The following is a 16,039-nucleotide window of genomic DNA, read 5'->3' as shown; positions in this document are numbered from 1 at the left end:
GACTCGGGGGCTGCATGCAAGCGGTATTCGCAGCTCAGGTGGCGATATAGCGGTCGCGGCGGTGGTTCATCGCGATCACCAGATTGACAACCAGCGCGCCGAGGAAGGACCAGGCGACCGTCGTCACATCGCGCAGTGTCAGCGCCAGCGCAAAAACCGCGACATCGAACAGAAGCTGTGTCCAGCCCGCCTTGAACCCGGTCTGATCCTGCAGCCAGAGCGCGACGATGCCCACGCCCCCAAGGCTTGCCCCATGGCGGAACAGCGCCAGCAGCGCCGACCCGGAACAGAAGCCGAAGATGACCGCGCCGATCCCGGGATGGAGGGCTGCGAAGCTGACATAATGGGGCAGGATCTGCGCCATGACCGACAGGATTGCCACGGCAACGAAGGTTTTGGCCACGAAGCGCGGCCCCATGCGGCGATAACCCAGCCAGTAGAAGGGCAGATTGATCACGAAGAACACCGGCCCGAAGCCCCAGCCGGTGGCATAGGAAATCAGCACCGCAAGGCCCGCCGTCTGGCCCGTGACAAGGCCAAGATGCGTGAGGATGATAATGCCGAAAGCGGCCATGGTGCCGCCATAGGCCAGACCCTGCAGGTCATCCAGCGCGGTGTGGCGGGCGGGGTTTTCCGAGATGATTTCCGTCATGGCGGCCTCTTGGCACAGGCCCCGGGGGCGGGCAAGACCGGGGTGACAAAGCGGCGCAGGCTGGAAATGAAAACGGGGGGCCGAAGCCCCCCGTTCCGCTCTGGTCCGATCAGCCGGCCAGCGCCTTGTTCAGATATTCGTCCACCTTTTCCAGGTAGCCCATGGTGGTCAGCCACTTCTGGTCGGGGCCGACCAGCAGGGCGAGATCCTTGGTCATCCAGCCGTCTTCCACGGTCTGCACGCAGACCTTTTCCAGCGTGGTGGCGAAACGTGCCAGCGCCTCGTTGCCGTCCAGCTTGGCGCGGTGCTTCAGGCCGCCGGTCCAGGCAAAGATCGATGCGATGGAGTTCGTCGAGGTTTCCTTGCCCTGCTGGTGCTGGCGGTAGTGACGTGTCACGGTGCCGTGGGCGGCTTCCGCCTCGACGATCTGCCCATCGGGGGTCATCAGAACCGAGGTCATCAGGCCGAGCGAGCCGAAGCCCTGCGCCACGGTATCCGACTGCACGTCGCCGTCATAGTTCTTGCAGGCCCAGACATAGCCGCCCGACCATTTCAGCGCCGAGGCCACCATGTCGTCGATCAGGCGGTGTTCGTAATGGATGCCCGCGGCCTTGAACTTGTCGGCGAACTCTTCCTCATAGACCTTGGCGAACAGATCCTTGAAGCGGCCGTCATAGGCCTTGAGGATGGTGTTCTTGGTCGAGAGATAGACCGGCCAGCCCTTCATGAGGCCGTAGTTCATCGACGAGCGCGCGAAATCGATGATCGACTGGTCGAGGTTGTACATCCCCATGGCCACACCGGCGGCGGGTGCATCGAACACGTCCTTTTCGATCACGGTGCCGTCTTCGCCGACGAATTTCATCGTAAGCTTGCCCTTGCCGGGGAAGCGGAAGTCGGTGGCGCGATACTGGTCGCCAAAGGCGTGACGGCCGACGACGATCGGCTGGGTCCAGCCCGGCACAAGGCGCGGCACGTTCTTGCAGATGATCGGCTCGCGGAAAATCACGCCGCCGAGGATGTTGCGGATGGTGCCGTTGGGCGATTTCCACATCTGCTTGAGGTTGAATTCCTCAACGCGCTGTTCATCGGGGGTGATGGTGGCGCATTTCACCGCAACGCCGACCTCTTTGGTCTTCATGGCGCTGTCGACGGTGATCTGGTCGTTGGTGCGATCACGCTCTTCGATGCCCAGATCATAGTAGAGCAGATCCACATCGAGATAGGGCAGGATCAGCTTCTTCTTGATGAAATCCCAGATGATCCGGGTCATTTCATCGCCGTCCATCTCGACGATGGGGTTCGCCACCTTGATCTTGGTCATGCGCCTAGCCTTTTCAGGTTGAGGATTCGGATGGATGCTGCATAGCGGAAAACTTGCCGCTTGGGAAGGGCGGTATGCAGATGTATACCGAAATCCGCCGCTGTGGGGAAAGGATGAAAACCATGCGCCTGTCGGGGCTTTGCGGGATGGTCATATTGGCGCTGGCCCTTGGGCTGGGCGGGATGGCACTGGGGCAGACGTTGCCGCGGCGCACGGGGATGGTGCAGGTGATCCCCGGGCTCTGGGTGGATCAGGCGGCAAGCGCCGCGCAGGTCGCGGCGGTGCAGGGGCGCATTGCCGCCGCGGCGCAGGTCATCGCGCAGCGGATCGGCCCGCCCGGGCAGCCCGAGTGGTGGGTCTGCGTGTCGCCCGACTGTGACCGGCGAAACGGGATGCAGGCCCGCGGCATGACCTATGGCGCCAGCCTGATTGCGCTGGGGTCATCAGGGGCGAAGGATGGCGGCGTCTACCTGCATGAACTGACCCATGCCACGCTGCATGGCGCCTTGCCGATGGGGGGCCTTTTCAGCAAACAACTGCCGCTCTGGTTTGATGAAGGGGTGGCGGTGATCCTGTCGAAGGAACCGCCCGCGGCCGCGCGGCCGAAGGCCTGCGCCAAAGTGGCGAAGGTGGCGCTGCCCCGGACGGCTGCAGAATTCGCCGCGCGGGTGGGCAACAGCCCGAAAAAGGCACTGCCGATCTATACGGCCTCTGCCTGTACGGTGCGGAAATGGCTGAAGCAGGGCAATCGGTTGCCGGATATTCCGGCCTTGCTGCGGGCCGGGCGGACCTTGCCCTAGCCCTTTGATCAGGCGAAGAAAGCGCGGGTCTGTTCGCGCACCCAGGGCCAGAGGTTCGGCGCGCCCCGCGCCACCTTTTGCCCCACGCGGGATTCCAGCTGCTCTGCGGTGACGTTGTAGGTGATCCAGGTGCCACCGCCCGACATCAGGTTGGCCATCACCGGCTGCACGCGATCCAGGCTTTTGGCAAAGACGGCATCGGGGCTTTCCGCGGCCTCGAATTCTTCCCAAAGCGCACGAAGTCTGGCGCCCAAGTCCTTGGGCAGCATGCCGAAAAGCCGGTCGGCGGCCTGCGCCTCGGCGGCCTGCACGGCGGTCGAGCCATGGGCCGTGCCATTGGCCGAATGGATCGGCACATCGCCCACGTCAATCTCGACCAGATCGTGCAGGATCAGCATCTGCACCACGCGGATCGGGTTAACCTCGGGCGCGGCCTGATCGGCCAGAACCAGCGCATAAAGCGCCAGATGCCAGCTGTGCTCGGCCGAGTTTTCGCGGCGCGACCCATCGACCAGCGTGGTGGCGCGCAAGACGCCCTTCAGGCGGTCGGCCTCGGCCAGAAAGGCCAGCCGCGCGCGCAGGTCGGCGGGTGCTGTGCCGGGGCGGCCGTCAAGCCGGTCGGTCGCAAAGGCATGCAGTTCGGGCCATTCACCGCGGAACCGCGCGGCGCGGCCCGTGGCCAGATTGTCGCGCACCACGTCCAGATGATCAGGGCGCGGGGTTTCGGCCATCAAGACCTGAAAGATCGGCTGGCTGTGGTCGAGCCGCTTGGCAAAGCGGGCCTCGTCGCTTTCGGCGGCTTCGAACTCTTGCCATATCTGCAGGAAACGGGGCGCCAGATCGGCGGGCAGCAGGCCAAAGAGGCGCTCTGCCGCCGCAAGCTCGGCTGCCGCGACGGCGGGCAGGTCATGGTCCAGATGGATGGGATGGTCGCCGCAGTCGATTTCAGGCAGGTCATGCAGCAGAAGCATGGTCAGCACCCGGCCCAGATCGATGCCCGGTGCAAGATCGCCCATGACCAGCGCCCAAAGCGCCAGATGCCAGCTGTGCTCGGCCACGTTCTCATCGCGGCTGCCATCCATCAGCACATTGGCGCGCAGGACGGATTTCAGCCGGTCGGCCTCATTCAGAAAGGCGAACTGGCGGGTCAGCCGGTCAGACACCGGCCGTCCCCTTGCGATGGGCGGCCATCTTGCGATCGAGGAATTCGCGCGCCCGGCGTTCCGCAAGACGCACGCGCACCGCCGTCATGAAGCCTTCCTCCATTGACGGCGAGACAGTCGCGAGCATCTTGGCAACTTCGAGGTAGAAGCGTTCCTGCCCCATCTCATCCTGCGCGGCCAGCACGTCGCGGGCCAGCGCATCTGCCAGATCCTCGGTCACGCCCATGTCAGCGCGTCCCTTCCGACAGGCGGCGTTTGACGTAGTTCGACACGGTGCCGATCATCGGCTTCATGTGGTCGTCGTCATTGGTGAAGAAGTGATCGGCGCCTTCCACCTGTTCATGGGTGATGGTGATGCCCTTCTGTTCGTGCAGCTTGTTCACGAGGTTCAGGGTATCTTTCGGCGGCGCGATCCGGTCCGACGTGCCATTGATGATCAGACCCGAGGACGGGCAGGGCGCAAGGAAGCTGAAATCATAGCGCGACGCATCGGGGGCGACCGAGACGAACCCGGTGATTTCGGGGCGGCGCATCAGAAGCTGCATGCCGATCCAGGCGCCAAAGCTGAAGCCCGCGACCCAGCAATGCTTGCTGTTCTGGTTCATCGACTGCAGGTAATCGAGCGCGGATGCGGCATCCGAAAGCTCGCCGATGCCCTGGTCATATTCGCCCTGGCTGCGCCCCACGCCGCGGAAGTTGAACCGCAGCACGGTGAAGCCCAGATTGTAGAAGGCATAGTGCAGGTTATACACCACCTTGTTGTTCATCGTCCCGCCGAATTGCGGATGGGGGTGCAGCACGATGGCGATGGGCGCGTCCCGGTCTTTTTGCGGATGATAACGGCCTTCCAGACGGCCTTCGGGGCCGGCAAAGATCACTTCGGGCATTTCGTCGCCTTTACTGTTCGCACCGCCCACGGTGATTGCGTAATCTGGGCGGTTGAATTAAGTCCCATCGGACCGAGCCATCGGGGTGGAAGCTGAGTTAAGCGCCCCACAGGCCCGCGTCAATGGTATTGGGGGGCAGGCGATGAAACTCTCGACAAAGGGGCGCTATGCGATGGTGGCGCTGGCCGATCTCGCGCTGGCGCGCGCGGATGAGCTGGTGTCGCTGGCCGAGATCTCGAAACGTCAGGATATTTCGCTGCCCTATCTGGAGCAGCTTTTCGTCAAGCTGCGCCGTGCGGGCCTGGTCGAGGCCGTGCGTGGCCCCGGCGGCGGCTACCGTTTGGCCAAGCCCCCGGCTGAAATCCGCGTCTCGGAAGTGATGGAAGCGGTTGAGGAAACCGTGAATGCCATGCATACCGGGGCAGGTGCCTCGGGCGGGGTGTCGGGCAGCCGGGCGCAATCGCTCACCAACCGGCTGTGGGAGGGGCTCTCGGCCCATGTCTATGTTTTCCTGCACCAGACCCGCCTGTCGGACGTGATCCGCAACGAAATGCGTCCTTGCCCTGCCGTGCCCGCGCTGTTCCGCGTCGTGGACGAAGACTGACCGATTTGCCGAAAGCCAGCATGATGCGCGAGCGCCTTTACCTTTTCGACACCACCCTGCGCGATGGCCAGCAGACGCAGGGGGTGCAATTCTCGCTGTCGGACAAGCAGCAGATCGCCCATGCGCTGGATGCGCTGGGGGTGGATTACATCGAGGGCGGCTGGCCGGGTGCAAACCCGACCGACAGTGATTTCTTCGCGGCCCGCCCGCAGACCCGTGCGACCTTCACCGCCTTCGGTATGACGAAACGCGCTGGCCGCAGCGCGGAAAATGATGATGTGCTGGCCGGTGTGCTGAACGCAGGGACGCCTGCGGTCTGCCTTGTGGGCAAAAGCCACGATTTCCACGTCACCACCGCCCTTGGCATCAGCCTGCCCGAGAATGTGGACAATATCCGCGCCTCGATCGCCCATGTCGTGGCCCGCGGGCGCGAGGCGATGCTGGATGCCGAACATTTCTTCGACGGGTTCAAGGCCAACCCGTCTTATGCGCTGGACTGTCTGAAGGCGGCGCTGGGGGCCGGGGCGCGGTGGATCGTACTGTGTGACACCAACGGCGGAACTCTGCCCGAAGAGGTGGGCGGCATCACCGCCGAGGTGATCGCCGCGGGCATTCCCGGCGACCGGCTGGGCATCCATTGCCATGATGACACCGGCAATGCCGTGGCGAATTCGCTGGCGGCGGTGCTGGCGGGCGCGCGGCAGGTGCAAGGCACGCTGAACGGCCTTGGCGAACGCTGCGGCAATGCGAACCTGACCACGATCATCCCGACGCTGCTGTTGAAAGAACCTTTCGCAAGCCGCTTTGAAACCGGGATCACCCCGCAGGCACTGGCAGGGTTGCTCAAGACCTCGCGCATGCTCGATGACATCCTGAACCGCGTGCCGCTGCGCAGCGCGCCCTATGTCGGCGCTTCGGCCTTTGCCCATAAGGCGGGGCTGCATGCGAGCGCGATCCTCAAGGACCCCACGACCTACGAACATATCGACCCGGCCGTGGTGGGTAATGAACGTCTGATCCCCATGAGCAATCAGGCCGGGCAATCGAACCTGCGGGCGCGGCTGTCCTCGGCCGGGATCGAGGTTGCATCTGCCGATCCGCGGCTGGCGCAGATCCTTGACCAGATCAAGCAGCGCGAGGATGAGGGCTATGCCTATGATGGCGCACAGGCGAGCTTTGAGCTGCTCGCCCGCCGCGCGCTGGACCAGTGCCCCGAATTCTTCGAGGTCAAGCGCTACCGCGTGACCGTGGAGCGCCGCAAGAACAAGCACAATGAGATGGTTACCCTGTCCGAGGCCGTCGTCGTGGTGAAGATCGGCGGCGAAAAGGTGATGTCGGTGTCCGACAGCATGGATGAGGGCGGGTCCGACCGTGGCCCGGTCAATGCGCTGGCCAAGGCGCTGGCCAAGGATCTCGGGCCCTATCAAGCCTGCATCGACGATATGAAACTGGTGGATTTCAAGGTCCGCATTACCCAGGGCGGGACCGAGGCCGTAACCCGCGTCATCATCGACAGCGAAGACGGGCAGGGCCGCCGCTGGTCCACCGTCGGCGTCAGCCCCAATATCGTGGACGCGAGCTTTGAGGCGCTGCTGGATGCGATCCAGTGGAAGTTGATCCGCGACCATGTGGTGCCCGCCGAATGACGGCCGAGGCCTGTGCAGCCCTGGTGCAACGCGCCGATCCCGACCGGTTCGCGGCCCTGATGGCTGCCCCTGCGGCAGATCGACCCGTGCTGGCGGTGCTTTATGCCTTCAACCTTGAGGTTGCGCGCGCGCCTTGGGCCAGCAAGGAACCGATGATCGCCGAGATGCGCCTGCAATGGTGGCGCGATGTGGTCGAGGCCGAGGCGCAGGCGCCGATGGCCCCGCATGAGGTGGCAAGCCCGTTGGGCGTGCTGATCCGCACCCGCGCTTTGCCGCTTGACGTGCTGGATGCCATGATCGCGGCCCGCCGCTGGGATATCTACCGCGACCCGCATGAAGATGCGGCGGCACTGTGGTCCTACCTTGAGGACACGGGCGGGGGGCTGATGGTGGCCGCTTCCTGCGCGCTTGGCGGGCAGGATGACCGGGCCGCGCGGGATCTGGGGGCAGCGCTGGCGCTAGCCAATTACTTGCGCGCCGTGCCGCAGCTGGAAGATCTGGGCCGCATCCCCTTGGTGGACGGGCGGCCCGCGGCGGTGGCCGATCTGGCGCGCCAAGGGCTGCAACGTCTGCGCGCCGGGCGCGGGGTGCCCAAGGGGGCGGCGCTGGCCGCCTGGCTTGCGCGGCCCGTGCTGGAGATGGTGGTGGCAGATCCGGGCCGGGTGGCCGCGGGCGCCCTGCAGGTGCCGGAATTCACCCGCCGCCGCCGCCTGCTGTGGCAGGCGCTGACCGGGCGTCTCTGACCGGCCAGCGTGCCGTCGGCTTATTTCGGCAGCTTGTCATGCAGGAAGGACAGCGCCACCTGCAGGCCGTCGGGTGCGATGCCGTGGCCGGTGCCTTTCATGACATGGCCGTAGACCTCAAACCCGGCCCCTGCCAGCGCATTGCCGGCCTGGCCCATGTCGGCAAAGGGCACGACCTCATCGGCATCGCCGTGGATCAGCAAGACCGGCGGTTTCACCCGGGCCTCATCGGCCAGAAGTTCGGGCTGCAAAAGCCGGCCCGAAAAAGCCACGACCCCCGCAATGGCCCGGTCACGCCGGGGGGCGACGGCCATGCTCATCATCGAGCCTTGCGAAAATCCCACAAGGGCCAGCGCCTCGGGTTCCAGCCCCTCGTCCGTCAGGCATTGGTCGATGAAGGCATTGAGATCGGCCATCGCGGCGCGGGCGCCCGCTTCGGCCGCCTCTTGCGTGGAGCCGTCCAGCCAGGGGATCGGAAACCACTGATAGCCGAAGGGGTTGTTGATGCAGCGTTCCGGCGCATTCGGGCTGTAGAACACCGTATCGGGCAGATGCGGTGCCAGCGGATCGGCCAGACCCAGCAGATCGGCCCCGTCGGCCCCATAGCCATGCACGAAGATCACCATCGAGCGCGCCTTGCCCGATTGCGGCCCCTTGCGTTGCGATTCCAATGCGCGCGTCATCTGATCCCCTCGCGTTGCTTTGCCACCCGGTAGTAGGCCCAGAGGAGCCGCGCCGCAACCGCCCGCCAGGGGGTCCATTCCGCGGCAAGCACCCGCATCGCCCGTTCATTGGGGCGGCTCTCCAACCCCAGCAGCGCCCGCGCGCCTTCCTGCAGCGCGAGATCGGCATGGGCAAAGACATCCGCCCGGCCAAGGCTGAACATCGCATAGATTTCAGCCGTCCAGGCGCCAATGCCCGGCACGGCGGTCAGGCGGGTGATGACCTCGGCATCGGGCAGGTGGCGGAGGGCGTCAAAGTCGATACCGGCTTCGGCCAAGGCACGGGCATAGCGCAGCTTCGGGCGCGACAGGCCACAGGCGCGCAGGTCGTCATCGCTGGCGGCGCGAATGGCGGTGGGGGTGATCAGCCCAGCACTTTCCACCCGGCCCCAGATCGCCCGCGCCGAGGCGACGGAAACCTGCTGACTGACAATCGCCCCCAGCAGTTCGGCAAAACCTTCGGGCTTGCGGCGCAGCGGCAGCGGGCCGGTCAGGTCATGCGCCACGCCAAAGCGGGGGTCGCGGGCGGCAAGCCAGGCCATGCCTTCGGCGATGTCCGCCTCCGTCTCGATGATGCGTCCGACCATGCCGCTGCCCCGAATTCCGATCTGTCGCAGGCTAGCCGCGGGCAAAGCCCTTGCACAAGGCCGCCCGGCAGGCTTACCTCGCGCCATGACCGACGCCGCATTTCCCCCCGCCGAACCCCAGTTCGATGACCGCATCGCCCGCCGCAACATGTGGGTGCTGATTGCCGCACAGGCCATTCTGGGCGCGCAGATGCCGGTGATCTTTACCATCGCGGGGCTGGCGGGCAGTTCGCTGGCCTCGAACCCCTGCTGGGCGACGCTGCCGATTTCGCTGGCGGTGATCGGCTCCATGCTCTGGGCGCAGCCCTTGTCGGCGATCATGCAGCGCTGGGGGCGGCGGGCCGGGTTTGTCACCGGCGCGCTGTCGGGGGCCTTGGGGGCGGTGCTGGCGGCCTGGGGTTTGCAGATCGGGTCTTTCCCGCTCTTTGCGATCAGCGGGCTCTTCACCGGGGGCTATATGTCGGCGCAGGGGTTCTATCGCTTTGCCGCGGCGGATATGGCGTCCGAGGCTTACCGCCCCAAGGTGATTTCCGGGGTCATGGCCGGGGGGCTGGCCTCTGCCGTTTTTGGCCCGCAGCTGGTGAAATACACCGCGCAGGCCTTCGTGATCCCGTTTCTGGGCAGCTATCTGACGGTGATCGCGCTGAATCTGCTGGGCATGTTCCTGTTTGCCGCCCTGCATGCGCCGCGTCCGATGGTGCGGGCGGCGGGCGCGCCGCAGGGCCGCAGCCGGATGGAGCTGCTGCGGACCCCGGCCATCGCCGTCGCGGTGATCTGCGCCACGGTCAGCTATGCGCTGATGAACCTTGTGATGACCTCATCGCCGCTGGCGGTGGTGGGCTGCGGGTTTGAAACGGCGGATGCGGCCAATATCGTCACGGCCCATGTGCTGGCCATGTATGCGCCAAGCTTTTTCACCGGCCATGTCATCGCCCGGATCGGGGTGGAAAAGGTCATCGCGCTTGGCCTGACGATCCTTGCAGCGGCAGGCGCCGTCGCCATGTCGGGCGTGGAGCTTGAGAATTTCTACATCGCGCTTGTCCTGTTGGGCCTTGGCTGGAACTTCGGCTTCATCGGCGCCACCACCATGCTGGCCGCGCATTACCGCCCCGAAGAGCGTGGCCGGATGCAGGGCCTGAACGATTTCGTCGTCTTCGCGGGCGTTTCGATGGCCTCTTTCGCCTCGGGCGGGCTCATGAACTGCGCCGGCGGATCGGTGCAGGCGGGGTGGTCGGCGGTGAATATGGCGATGCTGCCCTTCCTCGTGCTGGCAGGGGGCGCGCTGATCTGGTTCGCGCTGCGCCCGCGCGAAACGCGCTGACCGGTTGTCACACCCCCGTCATGCAGCTCTGCGACAAGCCGTCGCGAGAACATGAGGCTTGCCAGTCGTCCGACGCGATATATAGTTTAAATGACCGGGGGGCATCCGGCCCCTTGGTGCGGTGGATACGGCTGACGAAGAAAACGGGGCTTGCGCGGATGCAGGGCGATTTCGGAAAAGGCTGGGTTCAAGGCAGGGTCAGGCGGCCGCAAGGGCCGACCGGGGGCGGCAGGGCTATGCCGGGCCGCAGGGTCGGTGCGGGCGGTCAGGGGCCGCTTCTGCCGGACAGTCCGGCCGGTTTCCTCGGATATTTGAAGATTTCCGGGCAGCGCGTGGGTTCCACGCGCTTTTTTCATGTCCAGACCACGGGGGGCAGCCATGAACGCGCCCATCGGTGATCTCAGGACGCTTGTGCTCAATGCCGATATGCAGCCGCTCAGCTGGGCGCCGCTTTCGGTCTGGAGCTGGCAGGACGCCTTTGTTGCGGTGATGCAGCAGCGTGTGATCCAGGTGAAAACCTATGAGGATGTGAAGGTCTATTCCGCCAGCCAGTCTTTCGAGGTGCCGGCGGTGATCGCGCTCAAGCGCTATCGCAAGCGGAAATCGGCAGCCTTCACGCGCTATCACGTCTTTCTGCGCGATGAATTCACCTGCCAGTATTGCGGCCAGCGGTTCCCGGCGAAGGAGCTGACCTTCGACCATGTCGTGCCGCGCAGCCGTGGCGGGGTGTCGAGCTGGACCAATATCGTCGCCTGCTGCGGGGCGGACAATCTGCGGAAGGGCAACCTGACGCCGCAACAGGCGGGGATGCGGCTGTTGCGGCAACCTTTCATTCCCACCCCCTATGAGCTGGATGCCGCCGCCCGCCGCCTGCCGCGGATGAAGACCGAGCTGCACCAGACCTGGATGGACTTCCTGTACTGGGGCAGCGAGCTGGAGACCTGACCGCGGGAAAATTTCGCGCATTCCAGGGAAATTCCGTCTCGGCCCTTGACCTGAGGCGCCAGAGGACAATACTGGCCCCCGATGGTTCCCGAAGGAATGGGATTAATAGGGAACACGGTGAGGATTACCCATCAGGGGCCGAATCCGTGGCTGCCCCCGCAACTGTGAGCGGTTAGGAAACGGCTGTAGTGCCACTGATCCCCCCTGCTTCCACCAGGGGATACGGATCGGGAAGGTAGCCGGTTTTCAGCGACCCGCGAGTCAGGAGACCTGCCATCTGCCTAGTGTGCGTGAGCTTACCCGGGGCGGGGTGTTCCCGGTGTGCCGTATCGCGCCACGGTTCAAGTGGAAGGAATTTCCAGATGCATATCATGGAGGGCTATCTGCCCGCATCCCACTGCATCGCCTGGTATGCCGCCTCGACCCCCTTCGTGGTCGCGGGCGTCATCAAACTGAGAAAGACGCTGCAGGACAATCCGCAGGCGCGGATGACGCTGGCCGCTTCGGGCGCTTTTGCCTTTGTCCTATCGGCGCTGAAACTGCCCAGTGTGACGGGGTCATGTTCGCACCCGACTGGCACGGGACTGGGGGCGGTTTTGTTCGGCCCCGGCGTCATGGCGGTGATCGGGGTGATCGTTCTGCTGTTCCAGGCGCTGCTGATGGCGCATGGCGGCATCACCACGCTGGGGGCCAACGCCTTTTCGATGGCAATTGTGGGGCCCTGGGTCAGCTATGGTCTTTGGAAGCTCGGCCGGAACCTGGGTCTTGGCTTTGCGCTGACGCTGTTTCTTGCGGCGGCGATGGGGGATCTTGCGACCTATGTCAGCACGGCGGTGCAGCTTGCGCTGGCCTATCCCGATCCGGTCAGCGGCTTTGCCGGGGCGCTGGTCAAGTTCGGCGGCATTTTCGCGCTGACGCAGGTTCCGCTGGCCATTGCCGAGGGGCTGTTGACCGTGGTGGTCATGGATGCGCTGTCGGGCCGGTCGCTTCTGTCCGGCAAGGGCGGTCTTGTTGCGGGCGAGGTGCGCTGATGCGGATCCATCGTTCCGTCTGGTTGCTGTTGGGGGCGGTGGCGCTGGTCGTGGTGCCGCTGATCCTCGGGGGAGAGTTTGGCGGGGCCGATGGCCATGCCGCTGCGGTGATCGAAGCGACACCGGGGTTCGAGCCTTGGTTCGACCCGATCTGGACCCCACCCAGCAAGGAAATCGAAAGCCTGATGTTCGCGCTGCAAGCCGCGCTCGGGGCGCTGGTGATCGGCTATGTCGTCGGTCGCCTGCACGGTCAGGCGAAAGAGCGCAATGCCCGTCTGGCTGAAGACGCGCGGACCCGTCCGGCGGAATAAGATGTCGGGCTCCTTCATTGATCAGGCCGCGCACCTCAGCCCGTGGCGCAACCGGCCGCTGGCGGAAAAAAGCCTGTTCTGCCTTGGAATGCTGGGTCTGGCGGTGGCTTTGCCACCGCTGCCGGGGGCGCTGCTGGTGGGGGGCGTGGTGTTGCCCGCGACTTTTCTTTGGGCGCGGGTGCCGCTGCGGGTCTGGCTGCAGGCGGCGGCGCTGCCGATGGGATTTCTGCTGACCGGCGCCGCAGCGCTGCTGGTGGAGCTTGGGCCGGACGGGATTGCCTTTTCGGCCACGGGTGCCGCGCAGGCGGGGCTTCTGGTGCTGCGGGCGCTGGCGGCGCTGTCCTGCCTGCTGCTCCTGTCGCTCACCACGCCGGTGTCTGATCTGCTGGTCGGCCTGCGCCGGATCGGTCTGCCGCGCGAGATTGTCGAGATCGCGCTGCTGACCTACCGCTTCACCTTTCTGATTTCAGATGCCGCCATGGCAATGAACCATGCCCAGATCGCGCGGCAGCGGCGGTCGTCCTATCGGCGCTGGCTGCGGGGCCTCGGGATGCTGATCGCGAACCTTCTGCCCCGCGCGCTGGACCGCGCCCGGCGGCTTGAAGCCGGGCTTGCGGCCCGCGGGTGGGAGGGTGAGATGCGCGTCCTGCGTGATATGCCGCGCGCCTCAGCCACGGTTCTGGCGGCCATTCTGGGGCTAGAGGCTGCCATTGCCACGGCCGGGGTGCTGCTGTGACCGCCATCCTGCGGGCCGAGGGCCTGTGCTACAGCTTCCCCGGCGGCATCACCGCGCTGCGTGATCTGTCGCTGACCGTCCGGCGGGGACGCAAGCTCGCGATTCTGGGGCCGAACGGGGCCGGGAAGTCGACACTTTTCCTGCATCTGAACGGCACGCTGCGCCCCTCGGCCGGGCGGATCGAGGTGCAGGGCCAGCCCGGCAGCTATAGCCGCAAGGGTCTGGCCGACTGGCGCAAGGTGGTGGGGCTGGTGTTGCAGGATGCCGATGACCAGCTTTTCGCGGCGACGGTGTTTGAGGATGTGTCCTTCGGGCCGCTGAACCTCGGGCTGGATCGCGAGGCCGCGCGCGCGCGGGTCGAGGCGGCGCTTCAGGCGCTGAACCTGACCGACCTGCGTGACCGGGCCACGCATATGCTTTCGGGTGGGCAAAAGAAGCGCGCGGCGATTGCGGGGGCGGTGGCGATGCAGCCGCAGATATTGCTGCTGGATGAACCGACCGCGGGGCTTGACCATCGCGCGACCGAAGACCTGATCACACTGCTGGAGCGTCTGTCCGCAGATGGCATGACGCTGGTCTTTTCGACGCATGATGTGGACCTGGCCCATCGGCTTGCGGATGACGTTGCGCTTTTTCACGATGGGGCGGTCATCGCTCAGGGCGAGGCGACAGAGATCCTTTCAAATCCCGCGCTTCTGGCGCAGGTTCATCTGCGCCAACCCCTTTTGTTGCAGATCGCCCTTGCTGCACGGGCCCACGGCCTGCTGCCCCAGGGTGCGCCCTTGCCGGACACGACAGAGGGTTTGATCCAGTTGATGCAAAACTGGTCACGTTGTGTCTGACGCTGCGGCAAGCTAAACCCTTGGATATGTCTGAAAGGATATATTTGCCGCACAGCAGGTATGCAGGCCTATCCTCTGCCAAAAATTTACCATCTGGATAACTTGTGGCCGCAGGACATCTATAACATTTCTCCACGCACCTTCGATACAGAGGACGTGCGTCACAATGCCTTCGATCTGGACCGTAAAGCAGTCGCCCCGCGATCCGTCGCCCAAAGCAACTTCGATCCTGCTGATCGAGGAAAATCAACTGCTTGTCGATCTGTTGATGCTGCATTTCGCCGATCATGGCGAAATCCGCCTGTTGCAGCCCGATGGTCTGCCGCAAATTGAACGGGTCATCGCCGAGACGAAGCCGGATCTCGCCCTGATCGGTTATGAAAAGTTTACCCCGAAATGCGCTCAGGCGCTGTTGCGCTTGCCGATCTTCGCATCCTCGACCGGGGTCGCGATCCTGGCCAATGAGGTCGACAAGGCCGCGATGCTTTCGGTGATCGACGCAGGGGGGATGGGGGTCATCCTGAAATCCATGCCGCTGCGGTCTTTCGTCAGCGCCGTGCAGTTCATGGCGGCAGGCGAGGTCTTTGTGCCCCCGCGCATCTTCGCCTCTGCAGGGACCGCTCCGGTGGCGCGGCGGGCGCCAACCGAAAGTCTTGGCCAATATGAGGTCAAGATCCTGAACCTGATCCGCGCGGGGCTGATGAACCGCGAGATCGCGGCTGAAATCGATGCGCCGGAAACCACCGTCAAGATGCATATCCGGTCGATCTTTGCCAAACTGGGCGCCAAGAACCGCACCCAGGCCGTGTCGCTCTGCGAGGATCTGGGGCTGATCTGACGCAGCGTCAGGGGGTGGCGCAGTGCCTTTCCCCGACGCTTGTGTCGTAAATCTGTCGTAAAACTTTTACACGAAGGCGTCACCGAAGGGTAGGGTCGGCAGACCAACCAGAGGAGACGCCCCATGATCCCAAGCCTGACCGTTGCCGCCATCAACCTTGGTGTCGCGCTGGGATGCGGCGCCCTGATCGGGTCCGAGCGGCAGGTACGACAGCGCATGGCGGGGCTTCGGACGAATGCGCTTGTGGCGCTGGGGGCTGCCGCCTTTGTCATCTTCTCGACCCTGTTTCCGGCCGAGGTCAGCCCGACCCGGGTCGCGGCGCAGGTCGTAAGCGGCATCGGCTTTCTGGGCGCCGGCATCATCTTTCGCGACGGTTTCAACGTGCATGGCCTGAATACGGCGGCGACGTTGTGGTGTTCGGCGGCGGTGGGCCTGATGGCGGGGGCAGGCTTCTGGCCCCATGCGCTGTTGCTGACAGGGTTTGTGGTCTTCGTGAACCTTGGCCTGCGGCCCTTTGTGAAATGGCTGAAAAAGAAGACCCGCGCCGGCCTGCCGATCCTGCGCCACTATGCCGTGACCGTAACCGGGGCCGCCAGCACCGAGGGAGAACTGCGCGCCCTGATCCTGCGCACCTTGGGTATCGGCGGTCTGCATGTGACCCAGATCGAAATGAAGCTGGCAGAAAATGGCGAGACGGTCACCCTTGTGGCCCAAGTCAGCGCCGAGGGCATGGCGGATCTGCTGCTGGAACAGGCTGCTGCCCGCATTGCCGCTGAACCGGGGCTGCGTCATGTGGCCTGGCATCCGGCGGATGAAAACTGACAGCGGTTTTCCCCATCCAAAAGCGGTGCTAGACTTTGGCCGACTCTGCGGCTAAAACCGCGTCG

19 protein-coding genes and 1 riboswitch are annotated in these 16,039 nt (G+C 64.8%); of the genes, 12 read left to right on the top strand and 7 right to left on the bottom strand.

Going from position 1 to position 16,039, the window contains the following annotated elements:
• Nucleotides 1–34 precede the first annotated feature (34 nt).
• Nucleotides 35–652, bottom strand: coding sequence for a YitT family protein (locus IE101_RS02495; protein WP_189632203.1), 618 nt, complete (start codon nucleotides 650–652; stop codon nucleotides 35–37).
• A 109-nt stretch (nucleotides 653–761) separates the two neighbouring features.
• A complete protein-coding gene (locus IE101_RS02490) occupies nucleotides 762–1,976 on the bottom strand; it encodes an NADP-dependent isocitrate dehydrogenase (RefSeq protein WP_189632202.1) in 1,215 nt (404 codons plus the stop codon).
• Nucleotides 1,977–2,089: 113 nt separating this feature from the next.
• Here IE101_RS02490 and IE101_RS02485 point away from each other — a divergent pair, with 113 nt between their 5' ends.
• The gene (locus IE101_RS02485) at nucleotides 2,090–2,776 is read left to right on the top strand and encodes a hypothetical protein (RefSeq protein WP_189632201.1); all 687 of its coding nucleotides are present in this window, start codon (nucleotides 2,090–2,092) and stop codon (nucleotides 2,774–2,776) included.
• An 8-nt stretch (nucleotides 2,777–2,784) separates the two neighbouring features.
• Here the strand turns inward: IE101_RS02485 and IE101_RS02480 are convergent, their stop codons facing one another.
• The 3 genes from IE101_RS02480 to IE101_RS02470 are packed head-to-tail and all read right to left on the bottom strand — an operon-like array spanning nucleotide 2,785 to nucleotide 4,826.
• Entirely contained in the window at nucleotides 2,785–3,939 is a 1,155-nt protein-coding gene (locus IE101_RS02480) for an HD domain-containing protein (protein WP_189632200.1), read from the bottom strand.
• The gene (locus IE101_RS02475; protein ID WP_189632199.1) at nucleotides 3,932–4,165 is read right to left on the bottom strand and encodes a hypothetical protein; all 234 of its coding nucleotides are present in this window, start codon (nucleotides 4,163–4,165) and stop codon (nucleotides 3,932–3,934) included. Before IE101_RS02475 ends, IE101_RS02480 begins: the two co-directional genes overlap by 8 nt.
• Before the next feature lies 1 nt (nucleotide 4,166).
• A complete protein-coding gene (locus IE101_RS02470; RefSeq protein ID WP_189632198.1) occupies nucleotides 4,167–4,826 on the bottom strand; it encodes an alpha/beta hydrolase in 660 nt (219 codons plus the stop codon).
• 142 nt (nucleotides 4,827–4,968) lie between these two features.
• On the opposite strand from IE101_RS02470, the gene iscR reads away from it, so the two are divergent.
• The 3 genes from iscR to IE101_RS02455 are packed head-to-tail and all read left to right on the top strand — an operon-like array spanning nucleotide 4,969 to nucleotide 7,819.
• Nucleotides 4,969–5,430, top strand: a complete 462-nt coding sequence (iscR, locus tag IE101_RS02465) for a Fe-S cluster assembly transcriptional regulator IscR (protein WP_189632197.1) — start codon at nucleotides 4,969–4,971, stop codon at nucleotides 5,428–5,430.
• 20 nt (nucleotides 5,431–5,450) lie between these two features.
• Complete coding sequence (cimA, locus tag IE101_RS02460; protein WP_189632196.1) at nucleotides 5,451–7,076, top strand: citramalate synthase; 1,626 nt, start codon at nucleotides 5,451–5,453, stop codon at nucleotides 7,074–7,076.
• Nucleotides 7,073–7,819, top strand: coding sequence for a phytoene/squalene synthase family protein (locus tag IE101_RS02455; RefSeq protein ID WP_189632195.1), 747 nt, complete (start codon nucleotides 7,073–7,075; stop codon nucleotides 7,817–7,819). The genes cimA and IE101_RS02455 overlap by 4 nt, the downstream gene beginning before the upstream one ends.
• Before the next feature lie 20 nt (nucleotides 7,820–7,839).
• On the opposite strand, the gene IE101_RS02450 is transcribed toward IE101_RS02455, so the two are convergent.
• Both IE101_RS02450 and IE101_RS02445 read right to left on the bottom strand, forming a co-directional pair.
• A complete protein-coding gene (locus IE101_RS02450) occupies nucleotides 7,840–8,502 on the bottom strand; it encodes an alpha/beta hydrolase (RefSeq protein WP_189632194.1) in 663 nt (220 codons plus the stop codon).
• Nucleotides 8,499–9,128, bottom strand: coding sequence for a DNA-3-methyladenine glycosylase family protein (locus tag IE101_RS02445; protein ID WP_189632193.1), 630 nt, complete (start codon nucleotides 9,126–9,128; stop codon nucleotides 8,499–8,501). The genes IE101_RS02450 and IE101_RS02445 overlap by 4 nt, the downstream gene beginning before the upstream one ends.
• An 85-nt stretch (nucleotides 9,129–9,213) precedes the next feature.
• Here IE101_RS02445 and IE101_RS02440 point away from each other — a divergent pair, with 85 nt between their 5' ends.
• The 8 genes from IE101_RS02440 to IE101_RS02405 all read left to right on the top strand — a co-directional run bounded on the left by IE101_RS02440 (nucleotide 9,214) and on the right by IE101_RS02405 (nucleotide 15,974).
• Nucleotides 9,214–10,449: an MFS transporter gene (locus IE101_RS02440; RefSeq protein ID WP_189632192.1), complete on the top strand. Its 1,236-nt coding sequence runs from the start codon at nucleotides 9,214–9,216 to the stop codon at nucleotides 10,447–10,449.
• Between the two features lie 378 nt (nucleotides 10,450–10,827).
• Complete coding sequence (locus IE101_RS02435) at nucleotides 10,828–11,394, top strand: HNH endonuclease (RefSeq protein ID WP_189632191.1); 567 nt, start codon at nucleotides 10,828–10,830, stop codon at nucleotides 11,392–11,394.
• A 65-nt stretch (nucleotides 11,395–11,459) separates the two neighbouring features.
• Nucleotides 11,460–11,686, top strand: a riboswitch (cobalamin riboswitch).
• A gap of 70 nt (nucleotides 11,687–11,756) precedes the next feature.
• Nucleotides 11,757–12,425 carry an energy-coupling factor ABC transporter permease gene (locus tag IE101_RS02430; protein ID WP_189632190.1) on the top strand — a complete coding sequence of 223 codons (669 nt, stop codon included), beginning with the start codon at nucleotides 11,757–11,759 and terminating at the stop codon, nucleotides 12,423–12,425.
• Nucleotides 12,425–12,736 (top strand): energy-coupling factor ABC transporter substrate-binding protein, encoded by a 312-nt coding sequence (locus tag IE101_RS02425; RefSeq protein WP_189632189.1) that lies wholly within the window; start codon nucleotides 12,425–12,427, stop codon nucleotides 12,734–12,736. The genes IE101_RS02430 and IE101_RS02425 overlap by 1 nt, the downstream gene beginning before the upstream one ends.
• Nucleotide 12,737: 1 nt before the next feature.
• Nucleotides 12,738–13,472, top strand: a complete 735-nt coding sequence (cbiQ, locus tag IE101_RS02420) for a cobalt ECF transporter T component CbiQ (protein WP_189632188.1) — start codon at nucleotides 12,738–12,740, stop codon at nucleotides 13,470–13,472.
• Entirely contained in the window at nucleotides 13,469–14,314 is an 846-nt protein-coding gene (locus IE101_RS02415) for an energy-coupling factor ABC transporter ATP-binding protein (protein WP_189632187.1), read from the top strand. The genes cbiQ and IE101_RS02415 overlap by 4 nt, the downstream gene beginning before the upstream one ends.
• 166 nt (nucleotides 14,315–14,480) lie before the next feature.
• The gene (locus IE101_RS02410) at nucleotides 14,481–15,152 is read left to right on the top strand and encodes a response regulator transcription factor (protein ID WP_189632186.1); all 672 of its coding nucleotides are present in this window, start codon (nucleotides 14,481–14,483) and stop codon (nucleotides 15,150–15,152) included.
• Nucleotides 15,153–15,275: 123 nt separating this feature from the next.
• Nucleotides 15,276–15,974, top strand: coding sequence for an MgtC/SapB family protein (locus IE101_RS02405; protein WP_189632185.1), 699 nt, complete (start codon nucleotides 15,276–15,278; stop codon nucleotides 15,972–15,974).
• Nucleotides 15,975–16,039: the final 65 nt, after the last annotated feature.

The organism is Gemmobacter lanyuensis (assembly GCF_014652355.1).
Lineage (GTDB): Bacteria > Pseudomonadota > Alphaproteobacteria > Rhodobacterales > Rhodobacteraceae > Gemmobacter > Gemmobacter lanyuensis.
Note: the sequence above shows the minus strand (reverse complement) of the source record. Positions and strands in the feature narration are given on the sequence as shown.